The organism is Streptomyces sp. NBC_01803, from assembly GCF_035917415.1.
Lineage (GTDB): Bacteria > Actinomycetota > Actinomycetes > Streptomycetales > Streptomycetaceae > Streptomyces.
Genome location: NZ_CP109073.1, coordinates 5,504,121 through 5,529,855, shown reverse-complemented (window position 1 = coordinate 5,529,855; position 25,735 = coordinate 5,504,121). Strand labels below are relative to the sequence as shown.

The 25,735-nt window shown below is 74.5% G+C and carries 25 protein-coding genes and 1 riboswitch; of the genes, 5 read left to right on the top strand and 20 right to left on the bottom strand.

Annotation, left to right across the window (positions count from 1 at the left end):
- The 4 genes from OIE51_RS25305 to OIE51_RS25290 all read right to left on the bottom strand — a co-directional run bounded on the left by OIE51_RS25305 (position 1) and on the right by OIE51_RS25290 (position 5,148).
- Entirely contained in the window at positions 1–732 is a 732-nt protein-coding gene (locus OIE51_RS25305; RefSeq protein ID WP_326600171.1) for a polyprenol monophosphomannose synthase, read from the bottom strand.
- The gene (gene lnt, locus OIE51_RS25300) at positions 729–2,540 is read right to left on the bottom strand and encodes an apolipoprotein N-acyltransferase (RefSeq protein WP_326600169.1); all 1,812 of its coding nucleotides are present in this window, start codon (positions 2,538–2,540) and stop codon (positions 729–731) included. The genes OIE51_RS25305 and lnt overlap by 4 nt, the downstream gene beginning before the upstream one ends.
- 481 nt (positions 2,541–3,021) lie before the next feature.
- Positions 3,022–4,662: an amidohydrolase gene (locus OIE51_RS25295; RefSeq protein ID WP_326600168.1), complete on the bottom strand. Its 1,641-nt coding sequence runs from the start codon at positions 4,660–4,662 to the stop codon at positions 3,022–3,024.
- 45 nt (positions 4,663–4,707) lie between these two features.
- Positions 4,708–5,148 carry an Lrp/AsnC family transcriptional regulator gene (locus OIE51_RS25290; protein ID WP_326600166.1) on the bottom strand — a complete coding sequence of 147 codons (441 nt, stop codon included), beginning with the start codon at positions 5,146–5,148 and terminating at the stop codon, positions 4,708–4,710.
- 207 nt (positions 5,149–5,355) lie between these two features.
- Here OIE51_RS25290 and OIE51_RS25285 point away from each other — a divergent pair, with 207 nt between their 5' ends.
- Positions 5,356–5,718 carry a hypothetical protein gene (locus OIE51_RS25285; RefSeq protein WP_326600165.1) on the top strand — a complete coding sequence of 121 codons (363 nt, stop codon included), beginning with the start codon at positions 5,356–5,358 and terminating at the stop codon, positions 5,716–5,718.
- A gap of 128 nt (positions 5,719–5,846) precedes the next feature.
- Here OIE51_RS25285 and OIE51_RS25280 read toward each other — a convergent pair whose 3' ends face one another.
- The 3 genes from OIE51_RS25280 to OIE51_RS25270 form a co-directional block, all read right to left on the bottom strand.
- Entirely contained in the window at positions 5,847–7,016 is a 1,170-nt protein-coding gene (locus OIE51_RS25280; protein WP_326600164.1) for an acyl-CoA dehydrogenase family protein, read from the bottom strand.
- Positions 7,017–7,214: 198 nt separating this feature from the next.
- Positions 7,215–7,610 (bottom strand): cupin domain-containing protein, encoded by a 396-nt coding sequence (locus OIE51_RS25275; protein WP_326600163.1) that lies wholly within the window; start codon positions 7,608–7,610, stop codon positions 7,215–7,217.
- 1 nt (position 7,611) lies between these two features.
- Positions 7,612–9,015, bottom strand: a complete 1,404-nt coding sequence (locus tag OIE51_RS25270; protein WP_326600794.1) for a peptidase C39 family protein — start codon at positions 9,013–9,015, stop codon at positions 7,612–7,614.
- Positions 9,016–9,182: 167 nt separating this feature from the next.
- Here OIE51_RS25270 and OIE51_RS25265 point away from each other — a divergent pair, with 167 nt between their 5' ends.
- Both OIE51_RS25265 and OIE51_RS25260 read left to right on the top strand, forming a co-directional pair.
- The gene (locus OIE51_RS25265; RefSeq protein ID WP_442812079.1) at positions 9,183–9,764 is read left to right on the top strand and encodes a uridine kinase family protein; all 582 of its coding nucleotides are present in this window, start codon (positions 9,183–9,185) and stop codon (positions 9,762–9,764) included.
- Positions 9,765–9,814: 50 nt separating this feature from the next.
- Positions 9,815–11,713, top strand: a complete 1,899-nt coding sequence (locus tag OIE51_RS25260; protein WP_326600161.1) for an AAA family ATPase — start codon at positions 9,815–9,817, stop codon at positions 11,711–11,713.
- On the opposite strand, the gene OIE51_RS25255 is transcribed toward OIE51_RS25260, so the two are convergent.
- The 9 genes from OIE51_RS25255 to OIE51_RS25215 form a co-directional block, all read right to left on the bottom strand.
- Positions 11,705–12,193, bottom strand: coding sequence for a PH domain-containing protein (locus tag OIE51_RS25255; protein ID WP_326600160.1), 489 nt, complete (start codon positions 12,191–12,193; stop codon positions 11,705–11,707). The genes OIE51_RS25260 and OIE51_RS25255 overlap by 9 nt on opposite strands.
- Entirely contained in the window at positions 12,190–13,038 is an 849-nt protein-coding gene (gene hisG, locus OIE51_RS25250) for an ATP phosphoribosyltransferase (RefSeq protein ID WP_326600159.1), read from the bottom strand. The genes OIE51_RS25255 and hisG overlap by 4 nt, the downstream gene beginning before the upstream one ends.
- 69 nt (positions 13,039–13,107) lie before the next feature.
- Positions 13,108–13,380, bottom strand: a complete 273-nt coding sequence (locus tag OIE51_RS25245; protein ID WP_326600158.1) for a phosphoribosyl-ATP diphosphatase — start codon at positions 13,378–13,380, stop codon at positions 13,108–13,110.
- A 35-nt stretch (positions 13,381–13,415) separates the two neighbouring features.
- Complete coding sequence (gene ribH / locus OIE51_RS25240) at positions 13,416–13,901, bottom strand: 6,7-dimethyl-8-ribityllumazine synthase (protein ID WP_326600157.1); 486 nt, start codon at positions 13,899–13,901, stop codon at positions 13,416–13,418.
- Between the two features lie 40 nt (positions 13,902–13,941).
- Positions 13,942–15,243, bottom strand: a complete 1,302-nt coding sequence (locus tag OIE51_RS25235) for a bifunctional 3,4-dihydroxy-2-butanone-4-phosphate synthase/GTP cyclohydrolase II (protein ID WP_326600156.1) — start codon at positions 15,241–15,243, stop codon at positions 13,942–13,944.
- Positions 15,240–15,827: a nicotinamide mononucleotide transporter family protein gene (locus OIE51_RS25230; RefSeq protein ID WP_442812078.1), complete on the bottom strand. Its 588-nt coding sequence runs from the start codon at positions 15,825–15,827 to the stop codon at positions 15,240–15,242. The genes OIE51_RS25235 and OIE51_RS25230 overlap by 4 nt, the downstream gene beginning before the upstream one ends.
- 65 nt (positions 15,828–15,892) lie before the next feature.
- Positions 15,893–16,528, bottom strand: coding sequence for a riboflavin synthase (locus OIE51_RS25225; protein ID WP_326600154.1), 636 nt, complete (start codon positions 16,526–16,528; stop codon positions 15,893–15,895).
- On the bottom strand, positions 16,529–17,623 hold the full coding sequence (gene ribD, locus OIE51_RS25220) for a bifunctional diaminohydroxyphosphoribosylaminopyrimidine deaminase/5-amino-6-(5-phosphoribosylamino)uracil reductase RibD (RefSeq protein WP_326600793.1): 1,095 nt from the start codon (positions 17,621–17,623) through the stop codon (positions 16,529–16,531).
- Between the two features lie 180 nt (positions 17,624–17,803).
- Positions 17,804–17,934, bottom strand: a riboswitch (FMN riboswitch).
- Between the two features lie 95 nt (positions 17,935–18,029).
- Positions 18,030–19,229: an ROK family transcriptional regulator gene (locus tag OIE51_RS25215; RefSeq protein ID WP_326600153.1), complete on the bottom strand. Its 1,200-nt coding sequence runs from the start codon at positions 19,227–19,229 to the stop codon at positions 18,030–18,032.
- Between the two features lie 99 nt (positions 19,230–19,328).
- Here OIE51_RS25215 and OIE51_RS25210 point away from each other — a divergent pair, with 99 nt between their 5' ends.
- Positions 19,329–20,558, top strand: a complete 1,230-nt coding sequence (locus OIE51_RS25210; RefSeq protein ID WP_326600152.1) for an MFS transporter — start codon at positions 19,329–19,331, stop codon at positions 20,556–20,558.
- A gap of 39 nt (positions 20,559–20,597) precedes the next feature.
- Here the strand turns inward: OIE51_RS25210 and OIE51_RS25205 are convergent, their stop codons facing one another.
- The 3 genes from OIE51_RS25205 to OIE51_RS25195 form a co-directional block, all read right to left on the bottom strand.
- Positions 20,598–21,056 (bottom strand): phospholipase, encoded by a 459-nt coding sequence (locus OIE51_RS25205; protein WP_326600151.1) that lies wholly within the window; start codon positions 21,054–21,056, stop codon positions 20,598–20,600.
- Between the two features lie 492 nt (positions 21,057–21,548).
- Positions 21,549–22,988 carry a GuaB1 family IMP dehydrogenase-related protein gene (locus tag OIE51_RS25200; protein ID WP_326600150.1) on the bottom strand — a complete coding sequence of 480 codons (1,440 nt, stop codon included), beginning with the start codon at positions 22,986–22,988 and terminating at the stop codon, positions 21,549–21,551.
- Positions 22,985–23,503: a MarR family winged helix-turn-helix transcriptional regulator gene (locus OIE51_RS25195; protein ID WP_326600149.1), complete on the bottom strand. Its 519-nt coding sequence runs from the start codon at positions 23,501–23,503 to the stop codon at positions 22,985–22,987. The genes OIE51_RS25200 and OIE51_RS25195 overlap by 4 nt, the downstream gene beginning before the upstream one ends.
- 89 nt (positions 23,504–23,592) lie before the next feature.
- Between OIE51_RS25195 and OIE51_RS25190 the strand changes: the two genes are divergently transcribed.
- The gene (locus OIE51_RS25190) at positions 23,593–24,507 is read left to right on the top strand and encodes an LLM class flavin-dependent oxidoreductase (protein ID WP_326600148.1); all 915 of its coding nucleotides are present in this window, start codon (positions 23,593–23,595) and stop codon (positions 24,505–24,507) included.
- A 140-nt stretch (positions 24,508–24,647) separates the two neighbouring features.
- Here OIE51_RS25190 and OIE51_RS25185 read toward each other — a convergent pair whose 3' ends face one another.
- Entirely contained in the window at positions 24,648–25,631 is a 984-nt protein-coding gene (locus OIE51_RS25185; RefSeq protein WP_326600792.1) for a sugar-binding transcriptional regulator, read from the bottom strand.
- Positions 25,632–25,735 lie beyond the last annotated feature (104 nt).

Sequence of the window (25,735 nt, the reverse complement as noted above, 5' to 3'; positions counted from 1 at the left end):
TCAAGTGTGCCTGGTGCCGGTGAGTTTTCCGAGGCGAGCCGCCACGCCCCAGGCGGTGACCCGCCACAGCGCCTCGATCACGATGTCTCGGCTCATCTTGGAGTCGCCGTGCTCCCGCTCCACGAAGGTGATGGGCACCTCCGCGACGCGGTGGCCGGCCCGGACGACCCGGTGCAGCAGGTCCACCTGGAAGCAGTACCCCTTGGAGGCGACGTCCGTCAGCAGTTCGCTGTCCAGCACGTGCCCCCGGAAGGCCCGGAACCCGCCGGTGACGTCGCGCACCGGCAGGCCCAGCAGCAGCCGCGAGTACGCGCTGCCGCCGCGCGAGAGCAGCTCACGGTACCGGGGCCAGTTGACGATCCGGCCGCCGGGGACCCAGCGGGAGCCGAGCACCAGGTCGGCGTCGTCCAGCGCGGCGAGCAGCAGGGGCAGCTCCTCGGGGCGGTGCGAGCCGTCGCCGTCCATCTCCACCAGGACGTCGTAGCCCCGGTCCAGGCCCCAGCGGAAGCCGGCCGCATAGGCGGCGCCGAGGCCCTCCTTGCCCGGCCGGTGCAGCACCTGCACGTGGTCGTCGCCGTCGGCGATCTCGTCGGCGACCTTGCCGGTGCCGTCGGGGCTGTTGTCGTCCGCCACGAGGACGTGACAGTCGGGGACGGCGGCGCGCAGCCGCGCGATGAGCGGCGGGATGTTGTCGGCCTCGTTGAACGTGGGGACGATCACCAGGACTCTCATGCGGTGGCCTCTCCGCGCTCCGCGCGCTCTTCACGCCCCCCGGATTCCACGGGCCCGCGCCGCCGCGCCAGGCGGCCCCGGACGGCGATCCCGGCCCACGCCAGCAGGCCGAGGCCGGCCAGCGACCACTCGGGCGCGGCGCCCACCCGGTCCGCGACGGTCCGGCCGTCCCGCAGCGGCAGGTCGGCGATCAGGACGTCCCGGGTGAACTCCTCGGTCCGCTGCTCGATCTCGCCGTCCGGCGCGACGACGGCGCTGATCCCGCTGGTCGCCGCGGTGACCACGGCCCGCCCGTGCTCGACGGCGCGCAGCCGGGACATGGCCAGCTGCTGTTCGGGCTGTCCGGTGCGGCCGTAAGTGGCGTTGTTGGTCTGGACGATCAACGCGCGGGCGCCGTCGTTGACGGTGTCCCGCATGATGCCGTCGTAGGCGACCTCGAAGCAGATGACGTCGCCGAGCCGGGCCGGGCCGATGTCCAGGACACCGGTCCGCTCGCCCGGTGAGAAGTCGCGCGGCACCCGCTCCAGGCGGCTGATCACCTTGCCGAGCTGCTCGCGGAAGGGCACGTACTCACCGAACGGCACCGGGTGCTGCTTGGTGTAGGCGTCGCCGGGGCCGGTCTCGGGGTCCCAGACGATGCCCTGGTTCTCCACGTACCCCTCCTTGGTGGGGTGGTCCACCACCGCGCCGACCAGGATCGGCACGCCGACGGCGCTCACCGCGCGCTCGATCGCGGCGCGCGCCTCGTCGTCGTGGAAGGGGTCGAGGTCCGAGGAGTTCTCCGGCCAGATCACGATGTCGGGGCGCTCGACGCGGTCGGCGTCGATGTCCTCGGCCAGCTCCAGGGTCGCGTCGACGTGGTTGTTGAGGATCATCATCGGGCGGCCGAGGAAGTCCATGCCGGGCTGCTGCACGTTGCCCTGGACCACGGCGATGGACACCACGTCCCCGGGGCTGTCCGCCCCGGTGGGCACCGGCACCGCGTAGCCGGCCGCCGTGACGACGGCGGCGAGCCCGACGGCGCCGGCGGCGGGCAGCAGCGCCCCGGCGGCGGGCAGCAGCGCCCCGGCGGCGGAACGTCCCTCCCGTCCCGCCGGTGCCTCCCGCCCCGCCACGCGCGGCAGGGCGGCGGCCGACCGGAGCGCGGCCCAGGCCAGCAGCGCGCCGGTCAGCGCGACGGCGAAGGTGACCAGCGGCGCGCCGCCCAGGGCGGCCAGCGGGGTGAACGGAGTGTCCGTGTTGGCGAAGGCCAGGCGTCCCCACGGGAACCCGCCGAACGGGACGCGGTCCCTGGCCCACTCCTGGGCGACCCACAGGCACGCCGCCCACAGCGGCCAGCCGCGCAGCCGCGAGGTGACGGCCAGCCCGGCGCCCAGCGGCACGAAGAACAGCGCCTCGGCCAGGGACAGGCCCACGACCGCGTCCCAGCCGATGACGCTCAGCCACTTCAGCAGCCCGATGAAGAACGGCAGCCCGAGCGCGAAGCCCAGCCAGGCGCCCTGCCGCGCGGTCCGGCCCCGGGTGAGCGCGGAGAGCGCGGCGACCGAGACGAGCGACAGCGGCCAGATGTCGTAGGGCGGGAACGCCGCCACCAGGGCCAGCCCGGCGACGGCGGCGGCCAGGCCGGAGCGCCAGTGCCGGCGCGTCCCGTCCGCCAGCCGGCGCAGCTGGCCGGGACGGCGGCCGGACGGCCGGCCGGGACGGGCCTCGGCGACGGCGGGCGGCGGCGAGTCGCCGTCCGGCCGGGGCACGGCGGGGCGCGCGTCGGCGGTGTCGCCGGCCGTGGTCGTCTCGGAGCCCGATGGCACGGTGGCTGGCCTTCCTGGAGCGCGGGCGATGATGAACGACCGTACATCGAACAGGGCGCGGCGCGGCGACGCGGGGGCTGCGGATCGGGACCCGGCGCCCTTCGGTCCGACCTGGGACCCGCTGGCTGCGGGTCGACCGAGAGCCGTTGTCTACTGAGCGTCCGGGCCCCGCCCGGGTCTCACCTGCCGACCGGGCGGAACCATCCGCCCCCGTGCCGCAGGCCCTGGACCTGGCTCCCGCTGGCGGGACACCGGCTCTTGGCACCCCGCCCACTGGCCCAGCGGCGTTCGACGGCTGTGCGGAGGAACGCCGGCCGGACGTCCTGTGGTGGACCCGGCCGAACCTACCCCTCGACGACCGCCGCCTGTCAACAGCGGTCTGACCAGGATCTTTCGGTCAAAACGGCTGGTCAGTGCGGCGTGGTGGCTGCCGTCGGGCGGGCGGGGCGCACATCGTTCGGCGGTATGCGCGAAGGGGGGATCACTCGTTCAGCCGGTCGTATACGGTCCGCCCGCCGACGACCGTCCGCAGGCATTCGGGGAGCGGGCCGCCCGGGGTGAGGTCGGGCAGCCCAGGGGTGCCCGAGCGCGGGTCGGTCGACCACCGCGCGACGCGGTTGTCGGGGGCCTGGACCACGAGGTCCCCGGTGCGCCACAGCGCGTAGTCGGCCGGGGCGCCGGGGACGAGCACACCGGCGTCGTCGCGGCCGATCGCGCGCCAGCCGCCGCGTGTGTGGGCGGTGAACGCGGCGCGCACCGAGATCCGGTGTTCCTCGGTGCGGTGGAACGCGGCGGCCCGCACCGTGCCCCACGGGTCCAGCGGGGTGACGGGCGCGTCGGAGCCGAAGGCGAGCGGGACGCCCGCCCTCAGCAGGGCGGCGAACGGGTTGAGGGCGCGGGCCCGGTCGGCGCCGAGCCGCTCGGCGTACATGCCGTCGGACCCGCCCCAGGCGGCGTCGAACGCGGGCTGGACGGAGGCGGTCAGGGCCAGCTCGGCGAGGGCGCCGATGGCGTCCGCGTCGGGCATCTCGGCGTGTTCGACGCGGTGCCGGAGGGCTCGCACCCGGGCCGTGCCGAGCCGCTCGGCCGCCGCCCGCGCGCCGGCCACGACGGCGCCCAGCGCCGCGTCGCCGATCGCGTGGAACCCGGCCTGGAGCCCGGCCTCGGTGCACGCGACGAGATGCGTGGCGATGTCCTCGGCGGCGAGGTAGGCCGTGCCGGTGTGCGGCGCGTCCGCGTACGGGTGGCGCAGACACGCGGTGTGCGAGCCGAGGGAGCCGTCGGCGAACAGATCACCGGCCGCCCCGACGGCGCCCAGTTCGCGGACGTGTTCGGCTTCCTTCGCGTCAGTGACGAGGGCGGCCCAGTAGCCGGTGACCCGGGGGCCCGGCTCGGCGGCGGCGAGGGCGAGCAGGGCGGTGAGGTCCTCCTCGCTGGAGATGTCGGGACCGGCGCACTCGTGGACGGCGCCGATACCCAGGGCGGCGGCCCGCCGCAGCGCCGCGCGCTGAGCCGCGGCGCGCTGGGCGGGACCGACGGTGGCGTCCGCGGCGCGCCGGACGGCGTGGTGGGCGTCGGCGGTGAGCGGCCCGTCGGGGTGGTGGCCGGACAGCCGCGTGACGCCGGGCACCCGGTCGAGCAGGGCGGTCGTGACCAGCGCGGAGTGCGCGTCGACGCGGGCGAGGTAGAGCGGCCGACCGCCGGCCGCGGCGTCGAGCTCGGCACGGGTCGGCGGGCGCCGTTCGGGCCAGCGGGTGGCGTCCCAGCCATGGCCGATCAGGACGCCGTCGGCCGGGCCGCTCGCGGCGTGGGCGCGGACCCGCTCCAGCGCGTCGGGCAGCGAGCGGGCGGCGGCCAGGTCGAGGCCGGTCAGGGCCAGCCCGGTCGCCGTGGTGTGCACATGCGCGTCCGTGAAGGCCGGGGTGACGAGTGCCCCGTCGAGGTCGACGACCTCGTCGGCGGAGCCGGCCAGCGAGTCGGCGGCGGCCTCCGAGCCGACCCAGGCGACGCGGTCGCCCTCGACGGCCATCGCCGTGGCGAACGGATCGGCGGGGCTGTGGACCTCGCCGCGGCGCAGCAGCACGGTGCGCGGCGGCCCGCCGGGGGTGGTGCGTGTCGTCATGGGCCCCAGTCTTCCGGCTGGGGGCACCGCCGCGCCGCGCGGGGTCTACACCCGGGGCGGACGCGCCTCGTACGGGGTGGAGAGCACCACCGTGGTCCGGGTGGAGACCCCGGCCAGCGTCCGGAGGCGGGCGAGCAGGTGCTCCAGCTCGGCGGGGGTGGCGACACGGACCTTGAGGATGTAGTTCTCGTCCCCGGCGACGCTGTGGCACGCCTCGATCTCCGGCACGCCGGACAGCCGGTCGGCGATGTCGTCGGGGGCGCTGGGGTCGAAGGGCTTCACCGAGACGAAGGCGGTCAGCGGCAGCCCGATCGCCTCGGGGTCGACGATGGCCGCGTAGCCGCGGATCACGCCACGCTGTTCCAGCCGACGGACGCGCTGATGGACCGCCGAGGTGGAGAGCCCTGTAGCCTTCCCCAGGTCGGTGTAGCTCATCCGCCCGTCCGTGACGAGCAGTTCCACGATGCGCCGGTCCAGTTCCTCCACGGCTCCGTAACCTACCCGGAACGCGGGTGCGACGTGGCGCCCACCCGGCTTCCGAAGCCGGTGGGAGCGGGAACGGTGTCGCAACGGTTGTGTGACGAACGACACAAACGCCTGTCCGTACGCGGTTACCGTTCGCGATTACCCGCCGAGCGCGGCGGGAAATGCTTGCTGTGGCCAACGCCGCCGCGCCATCCGAGGGGGATGCTCATGCGCACCGTGAAGTCACCGGATTTTGAAGAGGACTTCGCCGAGTTCTTCGACGAGGACGCCGAAGGAGATCTGTTCCGCGTCCAGTGCCCCGACTGCGCCAGCCCGATCGCGCTGGCGGAGCCGGGCGCGGCCCTGCCCGAGCACGCGCTCTGCCAGACGCCGTGGAACCCGTTCGGCCTGACCGTGTGCCCCGGCTCCGGCCGCGTGGTGAACGGCGACGGCGGGACGGTCGTGCCCGTGACGGTCGGCGGCGGCGACTCCGCCGCCGTGCTGGTCGCCCTGCCGGAGGGCCTCGACTGGCGGCTCCAGCCCTTCTCGCACGCCCAGGTCGGCGTGCCTCCGCTGCGCCAGGCGGCCTGAGCCGGGCGTTCCCGCCCGGCCGGCCGCGCGCGACGGCGACCGGGTCCTTCGCGATGAACCGTAGTGCCATGACCGCCCGGCCGGCCGCGCGCGACGGCGACGGCGACGGCGACGGCGACGGCCAACCGTCAGGCCGCGCCCACCAGATGACGGGCGATGACCGTGCGCTGGATCTGATTGGTGCCCTCGACGATCTGGAGCACCTTCGCCTCGCGCAGATAGCGTTCGGCCGGGAAGTCGGCCGTGTAGCCGTAGCCGCCGAGCAGTTGGACCGCGTCCACGGTGACCCGCATCGCGGTGTCCGTGCAGAACAGCTTGGCCATCGCCGCCTGCCGCCCGAACGGCTCGCCCGCGTCGCGCAGCCGGGCCGCCGCCAGGTAGAGCGCGCGGCCCGCCTCGATCTGGGTGGCCATGTCGGCCAGCATGAATCGCGGGCCCTGGAAGGCCGCGATCCGGCGGCCGAACTGCTCGCGCCGGGTGGTGAACGCGACGGCCTCGTCCAGCGCCGCCTGCGCCACCCCGATCGCACAGGCGGCGATGCCGAGGCGGCCCGAGTCCAGCGCGGCCAGGGCGATGGCGAAGCCCTGGCCCTCCTCCCCCACGCGGCGCGCGTCCGGGACCCGCACGCCGTCGAAGTGGAGCTGGGCGGTGGGCGATCCGTTCAACCCCATCTTCCGCTCCGGCGCGGCGGCGGTGAGGCCGGCCGCGTCGCCCGGGACGAGGAACGCGGTGACGCCGCCCGGTCCGGCCGCCCCGGTGCGGGCGAAGACCGTGAGGAAGTCAGCGATCCCGCCGTGCGTGATCCACGCCTTGGTGCCGGTCAGCACCCAGTCGCCGCCGTCGCGCGCCGCGCGGGTGCGCAGGGCGGCGGCGTCCGATCCGGAGCCGGGCTCGGACAGACAGTAGGCGCCCAGCAGCCCGCCGCCGAGCATGCCGGGCAGGTGCTCGGCGCGCTGCTCGCCGGTGCCGAACGCGGCCGTCGCGTGACAGGCGAGAGTGTGGACGCTGACCCCGAGCCCCACGGTGAGCCGGGCCACCGCGAGCTCCTCCAGGACCTGGAGGTAGACCTCGTACGGCTGGTCGCCGCCGCCGTGTTCGGCGGGGTAGGGCAGGGCCAGCAGCCCGGCGGCGGAGAGCCGTTCGAAGGTGGCCCGGGGGAAGACGCCGGCGGCCTCCTCGGCCGCGGCGGCGGGACGGATCTCACGCCGGATCAGCTCACGGACCAGGGCCAGCAGATCGCGGGCCTTGGGGGTCGGCAGGATCCTGGGGACGGGCCGGGGGTGGTCGAAGGTCTGCATCGTGCTCCTCCTGCGGGGGTGTCGGCAGGTCGCGGGTCATGCGTCAGGCCGCCGGATCGCGGCGGCCTGACGGTGTGTGCGGGGAGGGCTCAGGCGTCGGGGGCTCAGGCGTTCGAGGCTCAGGCGTTCGGGGCCAGGGATCGCAGCCGGGGTCCTCGGCGTCGACCGAGAGCGGGCTGTCCCGGGGGACGAAGTACGTCACGTACAGACGACCGGCTCGGTGCCGAGGTTACGGCCGATGTGGACGGGCCGGGGCCCGGCGGGCTCCAGGAGGGTGGCACCGGGCACGGAGACCTCCAGGGAGCAGTCGTCGAGCGTCCGGGTGAGGGTGCCCGACGCGACGACGGCCAGCACCTGGCCGGGGTGACAGGGCCGGCCGGTGGAGCCGCCGGGGGCGATGGTCACGACGCGCGTGGTCACATCGGCCGACGTGCCGGTCGCGATGACCAGCCGTTCGTCCGTGCGGCCCGCCGCGAGGGTCTCGCGGTCTCGCCCTGGCCCGGCGTGGCGCCCGCCGAGGGCAGCGGGAGCGGCAACGGCCGCGCCGAGGGCCGCCCGCACCACCGCCTCGGCGCGGGCGCGCCGGGCGGCCATGTCAGCGGATCCCGACCCACGCCAGCGCGCGGCGCTGTGCGGTGGTCAGGCTGGTCGGGAAGTAGAGGTAGCAGACGCCGCCAGTGCCGCTGCGGACGTCGCCCTTCGCGTCGTACCGCTTGGTCCGCAGCCAGATATTTTCGAACTGACGCCTGGGGTAGACGCGACGCACCGCGTCGTTGTCGCTGCTGGCCGGGTCGTTGGCGATGACATCGCCCTCGGCCGTGAAGCCGATGACCGTCATCAGGTGCCCCGAGGTGCCGTAGCCGGCGCCGTCCAGCTCGGCCTCGTAGAAGGACTGCGAGGTGATCAGCGGGATGCCCGCCGCGACCAGCCGCTCCGCGTCGGTGAGGCCGGCGATGCGGGTGACGACGCCCTGGAGGTCGGGGTAGGTCCCGGCGTAGGCGGCGTTGAACGGCCAGTTGCCGCAGCCGTTGTACTGGAAGTCGAACGTGTACCGGGCGGCGTGGCAGACCTGCGGATCGGCGAACCCGGGGTTCACCCAGGCGAGCTGCTCGGCGGTCGGACGGCGGCCCCAGGACTCGATGATCATCTGCGAGGAGGTGGGGCTGCACCACGCCTCGCCGCCGTTGTCGTACTCGGGGTACTGGCCGACGTGGACGTTCTGCGAGTACCTCGGCACATCGATCTCGACCGCCGCGCCCAGGCCCGGCGCGGTCGCGGGCACCTCGAACCGGTCCGGCATGTCGGACGTCATGGCACCCAGCCGCCACACCGTCGGCGCGGCGCCGGAGCCGGGGGCGCGGTAGAGCGTCAGCCGCAGCCGGTAGGAGGCCAGCCGCAGGCCGCCGGCGGGGTCGTCGATGGCGAACGTGTCGGTCCAGACAGTGCTCTTGTCGTCCGTCTGGCCGTCGATGGAGGTGCGGCGGATGTCCTCGTCGCCGGAGGCCCAGACGCCCAGCGTGTACCAGGGGGTGTCGGTGCCGTCGGTGTAGGTGCCGAGCATCTCGACGCGGAGCCAGGTCCCGGCCGGGGTGTCGGCGTTCCACGAGGCGATCAGCTCGCTCGCCGGGGTGGGCGCCTCGTGCACCGGGGAGAGCCAGGTGGCGTACTCCCAGGGGCGGGTGGTGCCGGTGTGCGGGTCGGTGTGGTCCACGGTGCCCTGCGGGCGTCTGAGGGTCACCCCGGGCCGCTGCCCGCTCCGGACCCCGGTGCCCGCGGCGCTGCCGCCGCGCCAGTCCGCGGCCGAGGTCCAGCTCCGGTAGCCGATGGTCGAGGGGGTGGCCGTGGTGCGGGCGGAGGTGACGGCTGAGCCGGGGGCCGCACCGCCCCGCGTGGCGGCGGTGGCGGCTCCGGCGGAGACGGAGGCGGAGGCGGAGGAGCCGATGGCGGCGGCGAAGGCGGCGGCGAGTACGGTACGGCGTGGCGTGATGGTCACGGTGATGGTCTCCCCGGTCGAGATCCGGACGTATCCATGACGGAGCGGCGCGAGCGCGGCAGGTGACCACTATCGCCGGTACGGGTCCTGACGACCAGTAAGTGCCCGGAACACCGCGCGGCACCATGGGTCTCGACCATGTGAACGTGCGTGCGGCTACGCTGGGCGGGGTGATCTCCGCTGTCCACGACGGGCTCGCCGGACTGCCCGCCAGGCTCGCCGCACTGCCGCCCTCGTGCGGCCCGGTGCGGCTGGTGGCGATCGACGGGCACGCGGGCTCGGGCAAGAGCACGCTCGCCGCCCGGCTCTCCCGGGCCCTCGGCGGCGCGCCGGTGGCGCATCTGGACGACTTCGCCCGCCACGGCGCGTTCTTCGACTGGGTGGAGCCGCTGACCCGTCGGGTGCTGGATCCGCTCGCCGCCGGAACGACCGCCCGGTATCCGGTGTACGACTGGGAGCGGCGGGCGTTCGCCACCACCGCCACGCTCGACCCGGCGCCCGTGGTGCTGCTCGAAGGCGTCGGCGCGGGGCGGCGGGCCCTGCGTCCCCATCTCGCTTTCCTGGTCTGGCTGTCGGTGCCGGCCGAGGTCGCCTGGGCGCGCGGGCGCCGCCGGGACGGCCCCCGACTGGCGGGGTTCTGGGCCGAGTGGGAGGCCGCCGAGCGCCGGCACTTCGCTGATGATCCATCAGAGCCCCATGCGGATATCCTGATGACACCGGGGGATGGTGACTACCATGCCCGCGAGCGCGAGTGAGCCCTCCGGGTGCTGGGGGCAGGCAGCGGGAGCCCGTTGTGGGGGTCGTGATGAGTTCTGGCACGCAGGGTGCGCACGTTCCGCATACCGGGGCCGACTTGGCCTGGTTGCGCGGCGTGGACGCGTACACGGCCGCGGCCTACCCCGAGGCGGAGGAGGAGTTCCGCGCGGCGGTGCGGGAGGACCCGGGCATGGCGGACGCCTGGCTCGGGCTGCACGCGCTGCGCACCGACGTGCCCGTCGCGCTCCGCCAGATGTACCGCAACCGGGCCCGTTTCGGCGAGCAACGGGCCCGGCACAAGCGGCCGTTGAGCTCGTGGTATTGGCTGGGCTGGTGGGTGCAGCCGGTGCTGGAGACCGAGCGGGACCTGCTGCTGGCACACGCCTCGCAGCTCCTGGACGGCCGGCGGATGGCGGAGCTGGACCGCGCGCTGGCCGAGTGCCGGCCGCCCGAGTCCGATCCGCACGCGCGCTTCCTGCACGCCTGCCGGTGCTATCTGTCGAAGGACTGGGAGGGGCTGTACCGGCTCACCTCCTCGCTGACCGACGATCCCCATCTGGGCGTCGAGGCGGGCCTGTTCGCCGGGATGGCCCGGATCAGGCTGGAGATGTACGACCAGGCCGAGCCGTTGCTCACCGCCGCGCTGATGCGCTGCCGCAGCGAGCAGCCGCAGCGCAAGGAGCTGCGGTACTGGCTGGCCCGGGCCCGGGAGGGCAGCGGGCGCAGCGCGGCGGCGATCCCGCTGTACCGCGCGGTGCACCACGTCGATCCGGAGTTCATGGACACGGCGGTGCGGCTGTCGGCGCTGGCCACCGAGGACCCGGAGGCGGCTCATCTGCCGGCCTCGATGTCCGGGCTCACGGACGGGCCGCTGCCGGCCGGGGTGACGGCGGGCGAGGAGGGGCTGGCGCTGCCCGCCGGGCACCGGGGGCGGCGGGTGCCGTTCCCCGCGGCGGCTCCGGGCGGTGAGCGGCCGACCGGGGCCGGCCCGGCCGCCGGGCACACGGCCGCGCCCACGGGGGCACGCGACCTGCCGCCCGCGCCGGATCCGGCGCTGCTGGCGCGGACGCTGGCGGAGCTGGACCGGATGGTGGGCCTGGAGCCGGTGAAGGAGCAGGTGCGGGCGATGTCCGCGCAGCTGCGGATGGCGCGGCTGCGGTCCGGGCAGGGGCTGCCGGTGCAGCCGCCGAAGCGGCACTTCGTCTTCTCCGGCCCCTCGGGCACCGGGAAGACGACGGTGGCGCGCATCCTGGGCCGGATCTTCCACGCGCTGGGCGTGCTCGGCCACGACCGGCTGGTGGAGGCCCAGCGGGCGGATCTGGTCGGCGAGTTCCTCGGGCAGACGGCCGTGAAGGCGAACCGGCTGATCGACTCGGCGCTGGGCGGGGTGCTGTTCATCGACGAGGCGTACAGCCTGGTCCACTCCGGCTACAGCAAGGGCGACGCCTACGGGGACGAGGCCCTCCAGGTGCTGCTGAAGCGGGCCGAGGACAGCCGCGAGCACCTGGTGGTGATCCTGGCGGGCTATCCGGCGGGCATGGACCGGCTGCTGGCGGCCAACCCCGGGCTCGGCTCCCGGTTCTCGGCGCGTGTGGAGTTCCCCAGCTACCGGCCGGGCGAGCTGACCGCGATCGGCGAGCTGCTGGCGGCCGAGCACGGTGACTCCTGGGACCCGGAGGCGCTGGAGGAGCTGCGCAGCATCAGCGAGCACGTGGTCGCGGAGGGCTGGATCGACGAGCTGGGCAACGGCCGCTTCGCGCGCACGCTGTACGAGTCGAGCTGCGCGTTCCGGGACATGCGGCTGTCGGAGGCGGCCACCGCGCCGACCCGGCAGGAGCTGTCCACGCTGCGGCTGCCGGATCTGATGCAGGCGTACGGCGAGGTGCTCTCCAGCCGGGGCGGGAGCAGGCAGGAGACCGAGGAGGACGGGCTGCCGCCGCTACCGTGACGTCCGGTCCGCCGCGCCCGCCGTGCCGTGGGTCTCCGCGAGGGCGCGCAGGGTGCGGGCGTCGGCCAGCGCCCGGCGCCGGGCGACGCCGGGCTGGATCGCCATCACGGCCTGCACCGTGCCGTCCGCGAGGTCGAGGGTGACCCACGGGTCGCCGGGCCGCAGGGTGACCCGCAGGATCTGCGGCCAGGTCAGGTGCCGGGTGGTGGTGAGGTTGACGACGGTCACGCCCTCCGGGCCCGCCGTCACCCGGGGGCGGCTGAGCAGCGCCAGCACGGCCCAGACGAGCAGACCGCTGCCGACGAACGCCAGCCGGTCCCCGAGGCTCCAGCTCATCGCGCCGTCCGCCGGGAGCAGGACGGCGACGAGCGTGAGCACGCCGAAGACGGCCGCGCCGATGGTCATCAGCACGACCCGGGTGACCATCGGCCGGAACGTGACGGGCAGCTCCGGGAGCCCCTCGGGCGACGGTGTCGTCACAGCCGGGCGGCGTGGATGCCGGTGGTCAGGATGGCGCGGGCGCCGAGGTCGTAGAGCTCGTCCATGACGCGCTGGGCGTCCTGGACGGGGACCATGGAGCGGACCGCGACCCAGCCCTGGTCGTGCAACGGGGACACGGTGGGCGATTCCAGCCCCGGGGTCAGTGCCACGGCCTTCTCCACCAGCTCGGCGCGGATGTCGTAGTCCATCATCACGTACCTGCGGGCGACCAGGACGCCCTGGAGGCGGCGCATGAACTGCGCCACCTTGGTCTCCTGCGAGCTGTCCCCGGGGCGGCGGATGACGACCGCCTCGGAGTGCAGGATCGGGTCGCCGATGATCTCCAGGCCCGCGTTGCGCAGCGTGGTGCCGGTCTCCACGACGTCCGCGATGACCTCGGCCACGCCGAGCTGGATCGCGGTCTCCACCGCTCCGTCGAGGGAGACGACGGAGGCGTCCACGCCGTGGTCGGCGAGGTGCTTGGCGACGACCCCGGCGAAGGAGGTGGCGACGGTGAGGCCACCGAACTCCAGGACGTCGGTGACGGTGCCCGGCCGGGTGGCGTAGCGCAGGGTGGAGGCGGCGAAGCCCAGCTTCATGATCTCCTCGGCGCGGGCGCCGGAGTCGAGCAGCAGGTCGCGGCCGGTGATGCCGATGTCCAGACGGCCGGAGCCGACGTACACGGCGATGTCGCGGGGGCGCAGGTAGAAGAACTCGACCTGGTTCTCCCCGTCGATGAGGACCAGCTCGCGGTGGTCCTTGCGCTGCCGGTAGCCCGCCTCATGGAGCATGGCCGCCGCAGGCTCGGAGAGGGAACCCTTGTTGGGAACGGCGATGCGCAGCATGAGTGGGTGCTTCCTTACGTGACGTCGCGAGCGGTCGTGCCGAACGGTCGGGGAATGATCGAGAAACGGTCAGAGGTGAGCGTAGACGTCGTCCAGGGCGATACCCCGGGCGACCATGAGCACCTGCAGATGGTAGAGGAGCTGGGAGATCTCCTCGGCGGTGCGGTCGGTGCCCTCGTGCTCGGCGGCCATCCACACCTCCGCGGCCTCTTCGACGATCTTCTTGCCGATGCTGTGGACCCCCGCCGCCACGAGCTCGGCGGTCCTGGAGGTGCGGGGGTCGCCGGCCGCCGCCTTGTGCTGGAGCTCGGCGAAGAGCTCGTCGAATGTCTTGTTGGCCATGGTGCTCTTAGCCTAAGGCGTGTCCCGCTCCGCGTTCACCGCCGGGGTTCGGGGACCGCGCGCAGGACGGCGGCGGTGGCGACGGCCGCGGTGACCGCCTCGTGCCCCTTGTCCTCCTTCGAGTCGGCCAGCCCGGCCCGGTCCAGGGCCTGTTCCTCGGTGTCGCAGGTCAGGACGCCGAAGCCGATCGGGACCCCGGTGTCCACGCCGACCTGGGTCAGGCCCTGGGTGACGCCCTGGCAGACGTAGTCGAAGTGCGGGGTGCCGCCGCGGATGACGACGCCGAGCGCGACGACCGCGTCGTAGCCGCGGTCGGCCAGGGAGCGGGCGGCGACCGGAAGTTCGAAGCTGCCGGGGACGCGCACCAGGGTGTGCCCGGGCACGCCGAGCTCCTCCAGCGCGCGCAGGGCACCGGCTACGAGGCCGTCCATCACCGTCTTGTGCCACTGGGCGGCCACCACGGCCACGCGCAGATCCGCGCCGTCGATCGTGGTCAGCTCCGGGGTGCCCTTGCCGCTCACTCTTCTTCTCCTCGTTCCTCGTTCAGGGGGGTGTGGGTGGTCACTGGTTGCCGCAGGCCGGGACCGGCGCGGAGTCGAGCCACGGCAGGTCGTGGCCCATACGGTCCCGCTTGGTCAGCAGATAGCGGATGTTGTGCTCGCCGGCCGGCACGGGGGACGGCTCGCGGCCGGTGACGAGCATCCCGTGCCGGGCGAGCGCGGCGGTCTTCTCCGGGTTGTTCGTCATCAGCCGCAGGGAGCGTACGCCGAGATCGGCCAGGATGCGCGCACCGGCGGCGTAGTCGCGGGCGTCGGCGGGCAGGCCGAGCTCCAGGTTGGCGTCCAGGGTGTCCCGGCCGAGCTCCTGGAGCTCGTAGGCGCGCAGCTTGGACAGCAGGCCGATGCCCCGGCCCTCGTGCCCGCGCAGATAGAGGACCACGCCGCGGCCCTCGGTGCTTATCCGGTCCAGGGCGGCCCGCAACTGGGGGCCGCAGTCGCAGCGCTGGGAGCCGAAGACGTCGCCGGTGAGGCATTCGGAGTGGACCCGGACCAGCACGTCGTCGCCGTCCCCGAGGTCCCCGGCGACCAGGGCGATGTGCTCGACGCCGTCAGCGGTGGAACGGTAGCCGTAGGCGCGGAACTCGCCGTGCACGGTGGGCAGTGTGATGGCGGCCTCGCGCCGGACGGCGGGCATGGCCTCCTCGCCGGCCGCGCGGCGGTAGGCGATCAGGTCCTCGATGGAGATGATCGCCAGGCCGTGCCTGCGGGCGAAGGAGCGCAGCTCCGGCAGGCGCAGCATGGTGCCGTCCTCGCCGGCGATCTCGACCACGACGGCGGCGGGGCGCAGGCCGGCCAGCCGGGCCAGGTCGACGCCGGCCTCGGTGTGACCCTCGCGCACCAGGACGCCGCCGGTCCGGGCGCGCAGCGGGAAGACGTGTCCGGGGCGGGCGAAGTCGGCGGGCACGGCGGCCGGGTCGGCGAGCAGCCGGATGGTGGTGGCCCGGTCGGCGGCGGAGATGCCGGTGCCGACGCCGTGCGCGGCGGTGGCGTCGACCGAGACGGTGAACGCGGTGCTCATCGACTCGGTGTTCTTCTCCACCATCTGCGGCAGGTCGAGCCGTTCGATGTCCTCCGGCTCCATCGGCACGCAGATCAGCCCGCGGCACTCGCTCATCATGAACGCGACGGTCTCGGGGGTGATCAGCTCGGCGGCCACCACGAGGTCGCCCTCGTTCTCGCGGTCGGCGCGGTCGACGACCACGACCGGGCGGCCGAGCGCGATGTCGGCGATGGCGCGCTCGATGGGGTCGAGGGCCGGCTCACCGGCTCCGGCGGTGGCGGTGGCGTTCTCTCTCACGGTCATGCTGCTGCTCCTTCCAGCGCGGGCTGTGGCGCGGCACTGCGGGATCGCAGCCACCAGTCGCGCATGCCCCAGAGGACGAGGACGAGGTAGACGAGGTAGACGAGGGCGGAGAAGGCGAGGCCGCTGTCGAAGGCCAGCGGGACGCCGACCAGGTCGACCAGGAGCCAGGCGAACCAGAACTCCACCAGGCCGCGGGCCTGCGCGACCATGGCGACCAGGGTGCCGACGAAGATGTAGGCGTCGGGCCAGGGGTTCCACGACAGGTCGGGGTAGGCGGTGAACAGCCCGCCGACGGCGAGGGTGCCGGCAGCGGCCCCGACCGCCAGCGCGCCGCGCTCCCGCCAGGTGGCGAACCGGACGGCGACGTGGCCGTCCGCCGAGCCGCCCCGGCCGCGTCCCCACTGCCACCAGCCCCACAGGGCGACGGTGACGACCAGGATCTGCTTGCCCACTCCCCCGCTGAGGTCGGCGGAGGCGTAGGCGGTCACCAGGATCAGGCCGGACAGGAGCTGCACGGGCCAGGTGAGGAGGGAACGCCGCCAGCCGAGGGCGAGGGCGGCGAGCCCGGCCACGTTGCCGAGCATGTCGGACCAGATCACGTTCTGGCCGAAGGCGGTGAAGACCGTCGCGTCGAGGTGGTCGATCAGGATCACGGGAGCCCCGCTCCGGCTTCCGCTCCGGCGCCCCGGGGGGCGGTGCCGTGGGCGAGGAGCCGTTCGACGTACTTGGCCAGGACGTCCACTTCGAGGTTCACCGGGTCGCCGGGCCGCTTCAGACCGAGGGTGGTGAGGGCCAGCGTGGTGGGGATGAGGCTGATGGTGAACCGGTCGTCCGCCGCCTCGACCACGGTGAGGCTGACGCCGTCCACGGTGATGGAGCCCTTCTCCACCACGTATCGGGCGAGACCGGCGGGCAGCGAGACGGTGACGACCTCCCACTGGTCGCCGGGGGTGCGGTCCAGGATGGTGCCGGTGCCGTCCACGTGGCCCTGGACGAGGTGGCCGCCGAGACGTCCGCCGAGCTCCATCGGGCGCTCCAGGTTGACGCGGGAGCCGGGGGCGAGGGCGCCGAGGCTGGAACGGTGGAGGGTCTCGGCCATCACGTCGGCGCCGAACTCGCCGTCGGCGGTGTCCACGACGGTGAGGCAGACGCCGTTGACGGCGATGGAGTCGCCGTGGGCCGCGCCCTCGGTGACCAGCGGACCGCGCAGCCGCAGCCGCGCCGAGTCACCGGCCCGCTCGACCGAGGTGACCTCACCCAGCTCTTCGATGATTCCGGTGAACACTCAACGCTCCTCATGGGGGGTGGCGGGGACGGCGGTGATCCGCAGGTCGGGACCGATCCGGGTCACATCGGTCACGCGCAGACGCAACACGTCCGCGATGGTGGTGATTCCGGCGTCGGCCAGCGCCTGCGGTCCCCCGCCGAGCAGGGCGGGGGCGAGATACCCGGTGACTTCGTCGATGGCCCCGGCGGCGGCGAAGGCGCCGGCCAGGGTGGGGCCGCCCTCCAGCAGGACGGAACGCACCTGCCGTTCGTGCAGGGCGGCGAGCAGGGCGGCGATGTCGAGGCCGCGGCCGTCGGCGGCGCGGGGCAGCCGGACCACCTCGGCGTGGGCGGCCAGGCGGGCGGCGCGGTCGGCCGGGACATCGGCGGCGACGGCGACGAGGGTGGGCGCGGCGCCGTCCAGCACCCGGGCGCCCGGGACCACGGCGGTGGCCTCGGTGTCGGCCACGACGCGCAGCGGCGGGCGGGCACCGGGGACAACGGGGACACCGCGCACGGCGAGGTGCGGGTCGTCGGCGCGGGCGGTGCCGGAGCCGACGAGCACGGCGTCGGACCGGGCGCGCAGCCGGTGGACGTCGGCGCGGGAGGCGGCGGAGGTGATCCAGCGGCTGGTGCCGTCTGCGGCGGCGATACGGCCGTCGAGGGTGGCGGCGTACTTCCAGCGCACGTGGGGGCGTCCGCGCCGGACGGACGTCAGCCAGGCCGCGTTGACGGCGGTGGCCTCCTCGGCGAGCAGGCCGCCCTCGACCTCGACGCCGGCCGCCGCGAGGGTGGTGGCGCCGCCCGCCGCCTGGGGGTTGGGGTCGGCGACGGCGTACACGACGCGGGCGATCCCGGCGGCGACGAGGGCCTGGGCGCAGGGGCCGGTGCGGCCCGTGTGGTCGCAGGGTTCGAGGGTGACGAGCGCGGTGCCGCCGCGGGCGGCGTCGCCCGCGGCGGCCAGCGCGTGGATCTCCGCGTGCGGGCCGCCGGCCCGCTGGTGCCAGCCCTCGCCCGCGACCTGCCCGGCGGCGTCCAGCACGACGCAGCCGACGACGGGGTTGGGGCTGGTGGTGCCGAGGCCACGGGCGGCGAGCGCGACGGCGCGGCGCATGGCGTCGGCCTCGCGGTCGGCGCGGGGGGCTGCGACGGGGGCGGCCACCGGATCCTCCTGCCTGGTCAGGCACGGCTCCGGGGCGCTGGGAACGACGGCGGAACATACGGGAACGACGGCCTCGGCATGAGCCACCCACGGGGGACGAACTCACGGCCACGGCACACCGGGCCCGCTCCGCCGCGCACTGCCTCCCATCCGGACTTTCACCGTCGGTCCAGGAATTTCACCTGGTCAACCGGCCGCTGGCGGCGGACGGGTCGCGGACTATAACCGCCGGTTCGGAGTTTCACCGACCCCGGAGTGCGCTACGTCACTGGTACGGCTCCCAGTGTGCCACGGCGGCGGTGACCGCACCCGGCGCTGTGGGGCGACTCACAGCGGGCGGGCGACCGGGCGGCCCGGCTCACTCCGACAGACCGCCCGGGCCGAAGAGTTCGCCGCGGGTGGCGTCCAGCGCGGTGAGCAGGGCGCCGCTGAGCACCGGGCTGCCGGTGACGGTCGCGGCGCGCACCTCGGTCTCCAGCGGGGACAGGGCGCGCAGCCGCCGCGTGACGCGGCCGACGAGGGCGGCGCCGCCGGCCCGGCCGACCTCGCCGCCGAGGACGGCGGTGCCGGGGTCGAGGACGGCGACCACGCCCGCGATGGCGACGGCGACGCGCTCGGCCAGCTCGTCGAGGAACGCGGCGCGCGGCCCGGTGTCGTCGGCCGTGGCCAGGCGCACCACGGCCTCGGCGGCCGGGGCGTCGGCGGCCTCGTCGGCCGGCAGCCCGTGCGCGCGGGCCAGCGCGCAGATCGCGGCGCTGCCGGCCAGCCCGTGCAGGCCGCCGTCGCAGTCGGTGGCGGAGGGCAGCCCGCCGGCACCGGGCATCGGCAGGAAGCCGACCTCGCCCGCGCCGCCCGAGGCGCCGCGGCGCAGCGCGCCGTCCAGGACGACGGCGGCGCCGATGCCGTGGCCGAGCCAGAGCAGCACGAAGGTGTCGCGGTCCCGGACGGCGCCGAGCCGATGCTCGGCGATACCGGCGAGGTTGACCTCGTTCTCCAGCAGGACGGGGGCGGCGAGCCGTTCGCGCAGGGCGGCGAGCAGGTCGGCGTGCCAGGCGGGCAGCGAGGTGAACGGGCGCAGCAGCCCGGTGGCGGGGTCCGCGAGCCCCGGGGCGCCGACCACGGCGGTGTGCACGGCGGGCACGGCGGCCTCGCGCAGGGCGTCGCGCAACGTGTCGAGGACGGCGGGGACGACGCCGCGCCCGCCCGCCGCGCGCACCGGGAGCGCGCCGCCGCCGACGGTCCGGCCGGTGAGGTCCGCGAGGGTGAAGGTGACGCCGCCGGTGCGGACGTCGAACGCGGCGACGTGGGCCCGTTCCGCGACGAGTCCGTAGACCCGGGCGTTGGGGCCGCGCCGGGCCTCCCCCGCCTCGCCGACGACGGTGACCAGCCCGCCGCGGCCCAGCCGTTCGAGCACGTCGGCGACGCTGGGCCGGGACAGGCCCGTCAGCTCCCGCAGCCGGGCGGCGGTCAACGGGCCCTGCTCCGCGAGGAGTTCGAGGGCGATCCGGTCGTTGATGGCGCGGGCCGTACGCGGCGACGCGGTACGCGCGGTGGTCATGCGGGCATCCTCGCAGATTTTTATCAGTAAGGCTTCCTGATAGTTTATCGACGGCCTGATCGAGGCCAAGACGGGCACACACAGAAATCGGGACGCCCTATGTCGCAGCAGCACTCCGCCGTCGCCCCGGGACCGGCGGTCATACGCCGGGCCCGGATGTCCGTCGGCGCCGTCTTCGCCCTGCACGGTGCCGCGCAGGGGAGCTTCGCCACCCGCATCCCCTGGATCAAGGATCAGCTGGATCTCAGCACGGCCGTGCTCGGCCTGGCCCTGGCCTTTCCGGCGATCGGCGCCTCGGTCGCCATGCCGCTCGCGAGCCGGATCATGCACCGGTACGGAGCGCTGGCGGCCGTGCGCGGCCTGCTCGCGCTGTGGTGCGGCGCGCTCGCGCTCCCCGCGCTCGCCCCCTCACTGGTGGCGCTGTGCGCGGTGCTCACGCTCTTCGGCGCGACGGCCGGCATGGCGGACGTGGCGATGAACGCGCAGGGCGTGGACGTCGAGAACCACCACGGACGGTCGATCATGTCCGGGCTGCACGGCCGGTGGAGCGTCGGCACGCTGCTCGGCGCGGCCGTCGGCGTGGCGGCGGTGCACGCCGGTCTCGACGCCCGGGTCCACCTGGGGCTGGCGGCCCTCGCGCTGACCGCCGCCGTGCCCCTGGCCGCGCGCGGGCTGCTGGACGTGCGCCCCGCGCCGGACGAGGCGCCGCCGCCGCACTTCACGCTGCCGCCCCGCTCGGCGCTGCTGATCGGCGCGGTGGGGATGTGCGCGATCCTGGCCGAGGGCGGCAGCGCCGACTGGTCGGGCGTCTATCTGGAGGAGATCACCGCCGCCTCGGAGACGGTGGCGGCGGCCAGCTACACGGCGTTCGCCTGCACCATGGCCGCCGCCCGGCTGGCCGGTGACGCGGCGGTGCGGCGCCTGGGTCCGGTGCGCGCGGTGCGGGCGAGCGGCGCGCTGGCCGTGCTGGGCGGCCTGCTGGTGGTGACGGCCCGGGAGCCGGCGCAAGGCATCGCGGGCTTCGGGCTGCTGGGGGTGGGCATCGCGGTCGTGGTGCCGCTGGCCTTCGCGGCGGCCGGCCGCAGCGGGCCGAACCCCAGTCAGGCGATCGCCGGCGTGGCGACCGTCACGTACACCACCGGGCTGATCGCCCCGACCCTGGTCGGCGTGATCGGCGAGGCGGCGTCACTGCGGGCGTCGTTCGCCGTGGTGACGGCGGCCACCGCCGTGCTGGTGGTGGGGGCCGGGGTGCTGGGCACACCGACCCGGAGCGCGCCGGTGGCGTCGTCGGGGCACGCCGCGCGCGGCGCCGGTGACCTCCCCGGCTGAACCGGGCGGAAAGGGGGGCCGCCGGCACCGGACACGGTCTCAGCCGAAGGTCTTGACGGCCTGGTAGTAGGTCCACGCGGTGGCGTCGCAGGACGACTCGGTCGCTCCGGAGTAGCGGTCGCACACCCGCTTCAGGTCCGCGTAGAAGGCGTCGTCGAGCCGGGACTTGTTGGCGTCGAAGGTACCCGCCGCCCTGTAGTTCCGGTAGCCGAAGTCATGGCGCGCACATGACAGCTTAAAAGGAAAGCCGAACGGGTTGTCCGGCGAGGTGGAGCAGTAGTCGGTGCTCCAGTCGAACCCGTAGGCCGACCAGGCGGACTGGTTGGTGCGGGCCGTGGCCCAGGCGTTGTAGCTGCTGGCACTGGTCTGTGTCCAACTGGACAGCACCTGCGGCTTGTCGACGGGCGCCGCGACGGCCGGGGAGGCCGAGACGGCGACGGCGCCGAGGGCGAGAACGGACGTGGACAGGGCGGTGGCGAGCCGCTGGCGGGTACGCATGCGAACCTCCGGGAATCAGGCGGCCCGCCGCAAACGGGCCGCAGGGTCCGGAAATAAAGCTACGCAGCGGTAAAGGAATACTCAACGGCGCCTCGATGCACAGAAGTTGACTGTCATGGGAAGAGCGGGTCCGCATCGGTCGACGCGCGTCACACGCGCCCGCACTCCGGTGCGCGGCGCGCGGCCGGGGGGCATACGGACAACGCGCGCGGCCACGTGCCGTCGTCGGTCAGCACGGCGTCCACGGCGTCCACGGCGGGCCCGTCCTCGGCCGGCGTCCGTTCGAAGGCGTCCCCGCGGTACCGATAGGACGGGAACGTGTGCGTCCACCACGCGGCCGTCCGGGGTGATGGCCCGGGCCCGTGCCGTCGTAGCCCTGGCGTACCTGTCCGCTCATGACGGCCATCCCGGCACCGGTCGGCGGCGGACGACAGCCATCCCGGCACCGGTCGGCGGCGGACGACAGCCGTCCCGCCGCCGACCGCCGCCGGGTTACTGCCAGCTGGCGTGCAGCGGCTGGCCCTCCGCGTACCCGGCGGCGCTCTGGACCCCGACCACCGCGTTCTCGGTGAACTCCTCCACGGTGGCCGCTCCGGCGTAGGTGAAGGCCGAGCGGACGCCCGCGATGATCGAGTCGATCAGGTCCTCCACGCCGGGCCGGATCGGGTCCAGGAACATCCGGGAGGTGGAGATGCCCTCCTCGAACAGCCCCTTGCGGGCCCGGTCGTAGGGCGAGTCCTCACTCGTGCGCTTGCGCACCGCGCGGGCCGAGGCCATCCCGAAGCTCTCCTTGTACAGCCGGCCGTCGGCCGCCTGCTGGAGGTCGCCGGGCGACTCGTAGGTCCCCGCGAACCACGAGCCGATCATCACGTTGGACGCGCCCGCGGCCAGCGCCATCGCCACGTCGCGCGGGTGGCGCACGCCACCGTCGGCCCAGACGTGCTTGCCCAACGCGCGGGCCTGGGCCGCGCATTCGAGCACCGCCGAGAACTGCGGCCGGCCGACGCCGGTCATCATCCGCGTGGTGCACATCGCGCCGGGGCCGACCCCGACCTTGACGATGTCCGCGCCCGCCGCGATGAGATCCCGGGTGCCCTCGGCGGACACCACGTTGCCCGCGACCACGGGGACGCGCGGGTCGAGGGCGCGCACCGCGCGCACCATGGCGAGCATCGTCTCCTGGTGCCCGTGCGCGGTGTCCACCACCAGGGTGTCCACGCCCGCGTCGAGCAGCGCCTTGGCCCGGCCCACGACATCGCCGTTGATCCCGACGGCCGCGGCGATGCGCAGCCGGCCGCCCCCGTCGGTGGCCGGGGTGTAGAGGGTGGCGCGCAGGGCGCCCTTGCGGCTGAGGATGCCGACCAGCCGCCCGTCCTGGCCCACGGCCGGGGCGATCTTGCGGTGGGCGGTGTCCAGGGTGGTGAACGCCTCGCGCGGGTCCATGCCCGCGTCCAGCAGCAGCAGGTCCTTCGACATGACCTCGCCGACCTGCGTGAAGCGGTCGACCCCGGTCAGGTCCGCCTCGGTGACGATACCGACGGGCCGCTCGGCGGAGATCACCACGCCCGCGCCGTGCGCCCGCTTGGGCAGCAGGGCCAGCGCGTCGGCGACCGTCTGGGTGGGGGCGAGGACGATCGGGGTGTCCAGCACCAGATGGCGGCCCTTGACCCAGGCGATGACCTCGGTGACCACGTCGAGCGGGATGTCCTGCGGGATGACGGCGAGGCCGCCCCGGCGGGCCACCGTCTCGGCCATCCGGCGCCCGGCGACGGCGGTCATGTTGGCCACGACGATCGGGATGGTGGTGCCGGTCCCGTCCGGGGTGGCGAGGTCGACGTCCTGCCGGGACGCGACCGCGGAACGGTTGGGGACCATGAAGACGTCGTCGTAGGTCAGGTCGTACGACGGTCCGGAGTCGTTGAGGAACCTCATGCCTGCTCGCTCGCTCTCTCACCTGCTGTACGCGGATCTGGCGGGTGGGGAGCTGCGGCTCCTGTGTCAGTATCACCCATCGCCGGGCGGGGGGTGGGGCCCGTCCGCTCCATCTCGGCGATGATCTTGGCCAGCGCCCGGCGCAGGTGACGGCGCTCCTCGTCGGTGAGGGTGGCCGTGGCGCGCAGCTCCAGCCGGTGCCGGGCCTCCTCGACGGGGCCGCGGACCGCGCGCCCGCGCGCCGTGAGGTAGAGCCGGACCAGTCGCGCGTCGGCCGGGTCGCGCCGCTTGGTGAGCAGTCCGGCGGCCTCCATACGGGCCGCCGACTTCACCACGGTGGGCGTGGCGACGCGCAGCCGCTCGGCGATCTCCCCCGGGGTGAGTCCGTCCGTCCCCCACAGCACCTCCAGCACCAGATTCTGTCCGATGCGCACCCCGTGACGGCTCATCGCGTCGTCGGCGGCGCCCCGCAGGAGCTTGCCCGCGCGGATGAAGAGCGGGAGGAATTCGTTCATATGACCGACCCTAGCGGAGGGTATCGTTAGCCGGGTAACGATAGTCGGCTAACGACGCGCGCGAGCGCGGCGAGGGGAAGGGGCCGGTCATGACAGCGGACCGCGGAAGGCTGAGCTTCGGCATCAAGACCACTCCGGCATATGTGACGTACGACGACGTCCTGCGCGTGTGGCAGGAGGCGGACGGGATTCCCGAGATCGAGCACGCCTGGCTGTGGGACCGGCTGTACCCACCGTTCGGCTCGACCGACGCCCCCGTCCTGGAGAGCTGGACGCTGCTGTCGGCGCTGGCCGCGCGGACCGAGCGGCTCGGCCTGGGCGTCCTGGTCACCAGCAACCGCAAGCGCCCGCCCGCCCTGCTGGCCAAGATGGCGGCGACCGTGGACGCCATCTCCGGCGGCCGGCTGACGGTCGGTGTCGGCGTCGGCGGCACCCGGACCACCGGTCCCGACCCGGCGACCGCCGAGTACGAGGCGTACGGCCTCCGGCTCCCCCCGGCCGCCGAGGGCATCGCCCGGCTGGACGAGGCGTGCGTGATCCTGCGGCGGCTGTGGACGGAGGAGTCGGTCGACTTCTCCGGCCGCTTCTACCAGCTGTCCCAGGCCGCCTGCGCGCCCCGCCCCGCGCGCCGCCCGCCCCTGCTGATCGGCGGCGCGGGCCCGCGCACCCTGCGGGTGGTGGCCGAGCACGCCGACATCTGGAACATCCCGGGGCCGCCGCACAACGACCTGGCCCTGATCCGCGACCGCCTCCGGATCCTCGACGAGCACTGCGCCGCCATCGGGCGCGATCCGGGCGAGATCACGCGCTCGGTGCAGACACACACCTCCTACGCGGATCCGGCCGCCACCCGTGCCCTGGTCCTGGAGCTCGTCGGCGCGGGCATCACGCACATCGTGCTCAGCCTGAAGATGCCCTTCCCCAAGGCCGTGGCCCGCTGGGCGGCGGACGAGATCATCACCCCCGTCCGCGAACACCTGGCCGCCACGGCCGGAGTCGCCTGAGCCGGCACCGCCCCGGAGACCACGCGACGGCGCGTCCCCTGGACGCGCCGTCAACTCCCCCGTCAACTCCCCCGTCAACTCACGCATGCGACTCACGATGCGACTCACGTGCCCATCAGGCGAGTCGGGGCGGAGGGGAGCTAGTCGTCCGGGTCGGCCCGGTCCAGGGCGGGGCGGCGGCCCGGGGGCTGGGTCAGGAGGCGGTCGGCCGCCGTGGTGTCCGTGACCAGGCTGGTGACCAGCCCGGACCGCAGCACGGCGCCGATCGCGTCGGCCTTGCGCCGGCCCCCCGCGATCGCGACCACCTCGGGCACGCGGCGCAGCCGCTCCGCCTCCACGGTGATGCAGCGCTCCCCCAGGTCCCGCCCGATGCGGCGGCCGTCCGCCGCGAAGAGGTGCGCGGACATCTCCGCCGCCACCCCCAACGAGGCGTAGTGCTCGCGCTCGTCCTTGCCGAGCATGTCGTGCACGGTCGAAATCCCCTTCTCCCACGAGCCGATGGAGACCGCGGCGATGGTCACCTTGTCGAAGTACTCGAAGGCCGCCGCGATCCCCGGCTGTCTGCGCAGCGCCGCCGCCGTGCCCGGGTCGGGCAGCAGCATCGGCGCGTAGATCGGGTGCGCCGCGCCGCCGGACACCGCCGCCGCCCGGCGCACCGCCTCCACCGAGCCGCGCTCGGCCGTGCCCGCGTCATACACGCCGGTCAGCTGCACCACCGTGCACGGCGGCAACTCCCGCAGCGCCGCCGCCATATGGATCGTCGAACGCCCCCACGCCAGCCCCAGCACGTCCCCCTCGGCCACCAGCTCGCCCAGCAACTCCGCGGCCACCTCGCCCAGATGCTCGGGGTCGGGGGTGTCGTCGGAGGTGTCGGCCGGGGATTCGGCGACCACGACGTGACGCAGTCCGTAACGGGCCCGCAGCGCGTCGGAGCGCTCGGCGTCCAGCTCGGCGGGCACCCGGATCTCGATGCGCACCAGGTCGTGTTCCACGGCGGATTCCAGCACCCGGGCGACCTTGAAGCGGCTGACCCCGAATTCGTCCGCGATCTGGATCTTGGACTTGCCCTCCAGGTAGAAGCGGCGCGCCATCGCCGCCGCCTGCATGAGCTCGGCGGGCCCCATCCGCGTGGCTGACCTCCCGGTCTGCACCGCACTCACCTCACTGTCCTCCGGCTCTTGTGTCCCCGCTCACGTTCCGCATGTTCATCCTCGCAGATCCGAGGGGT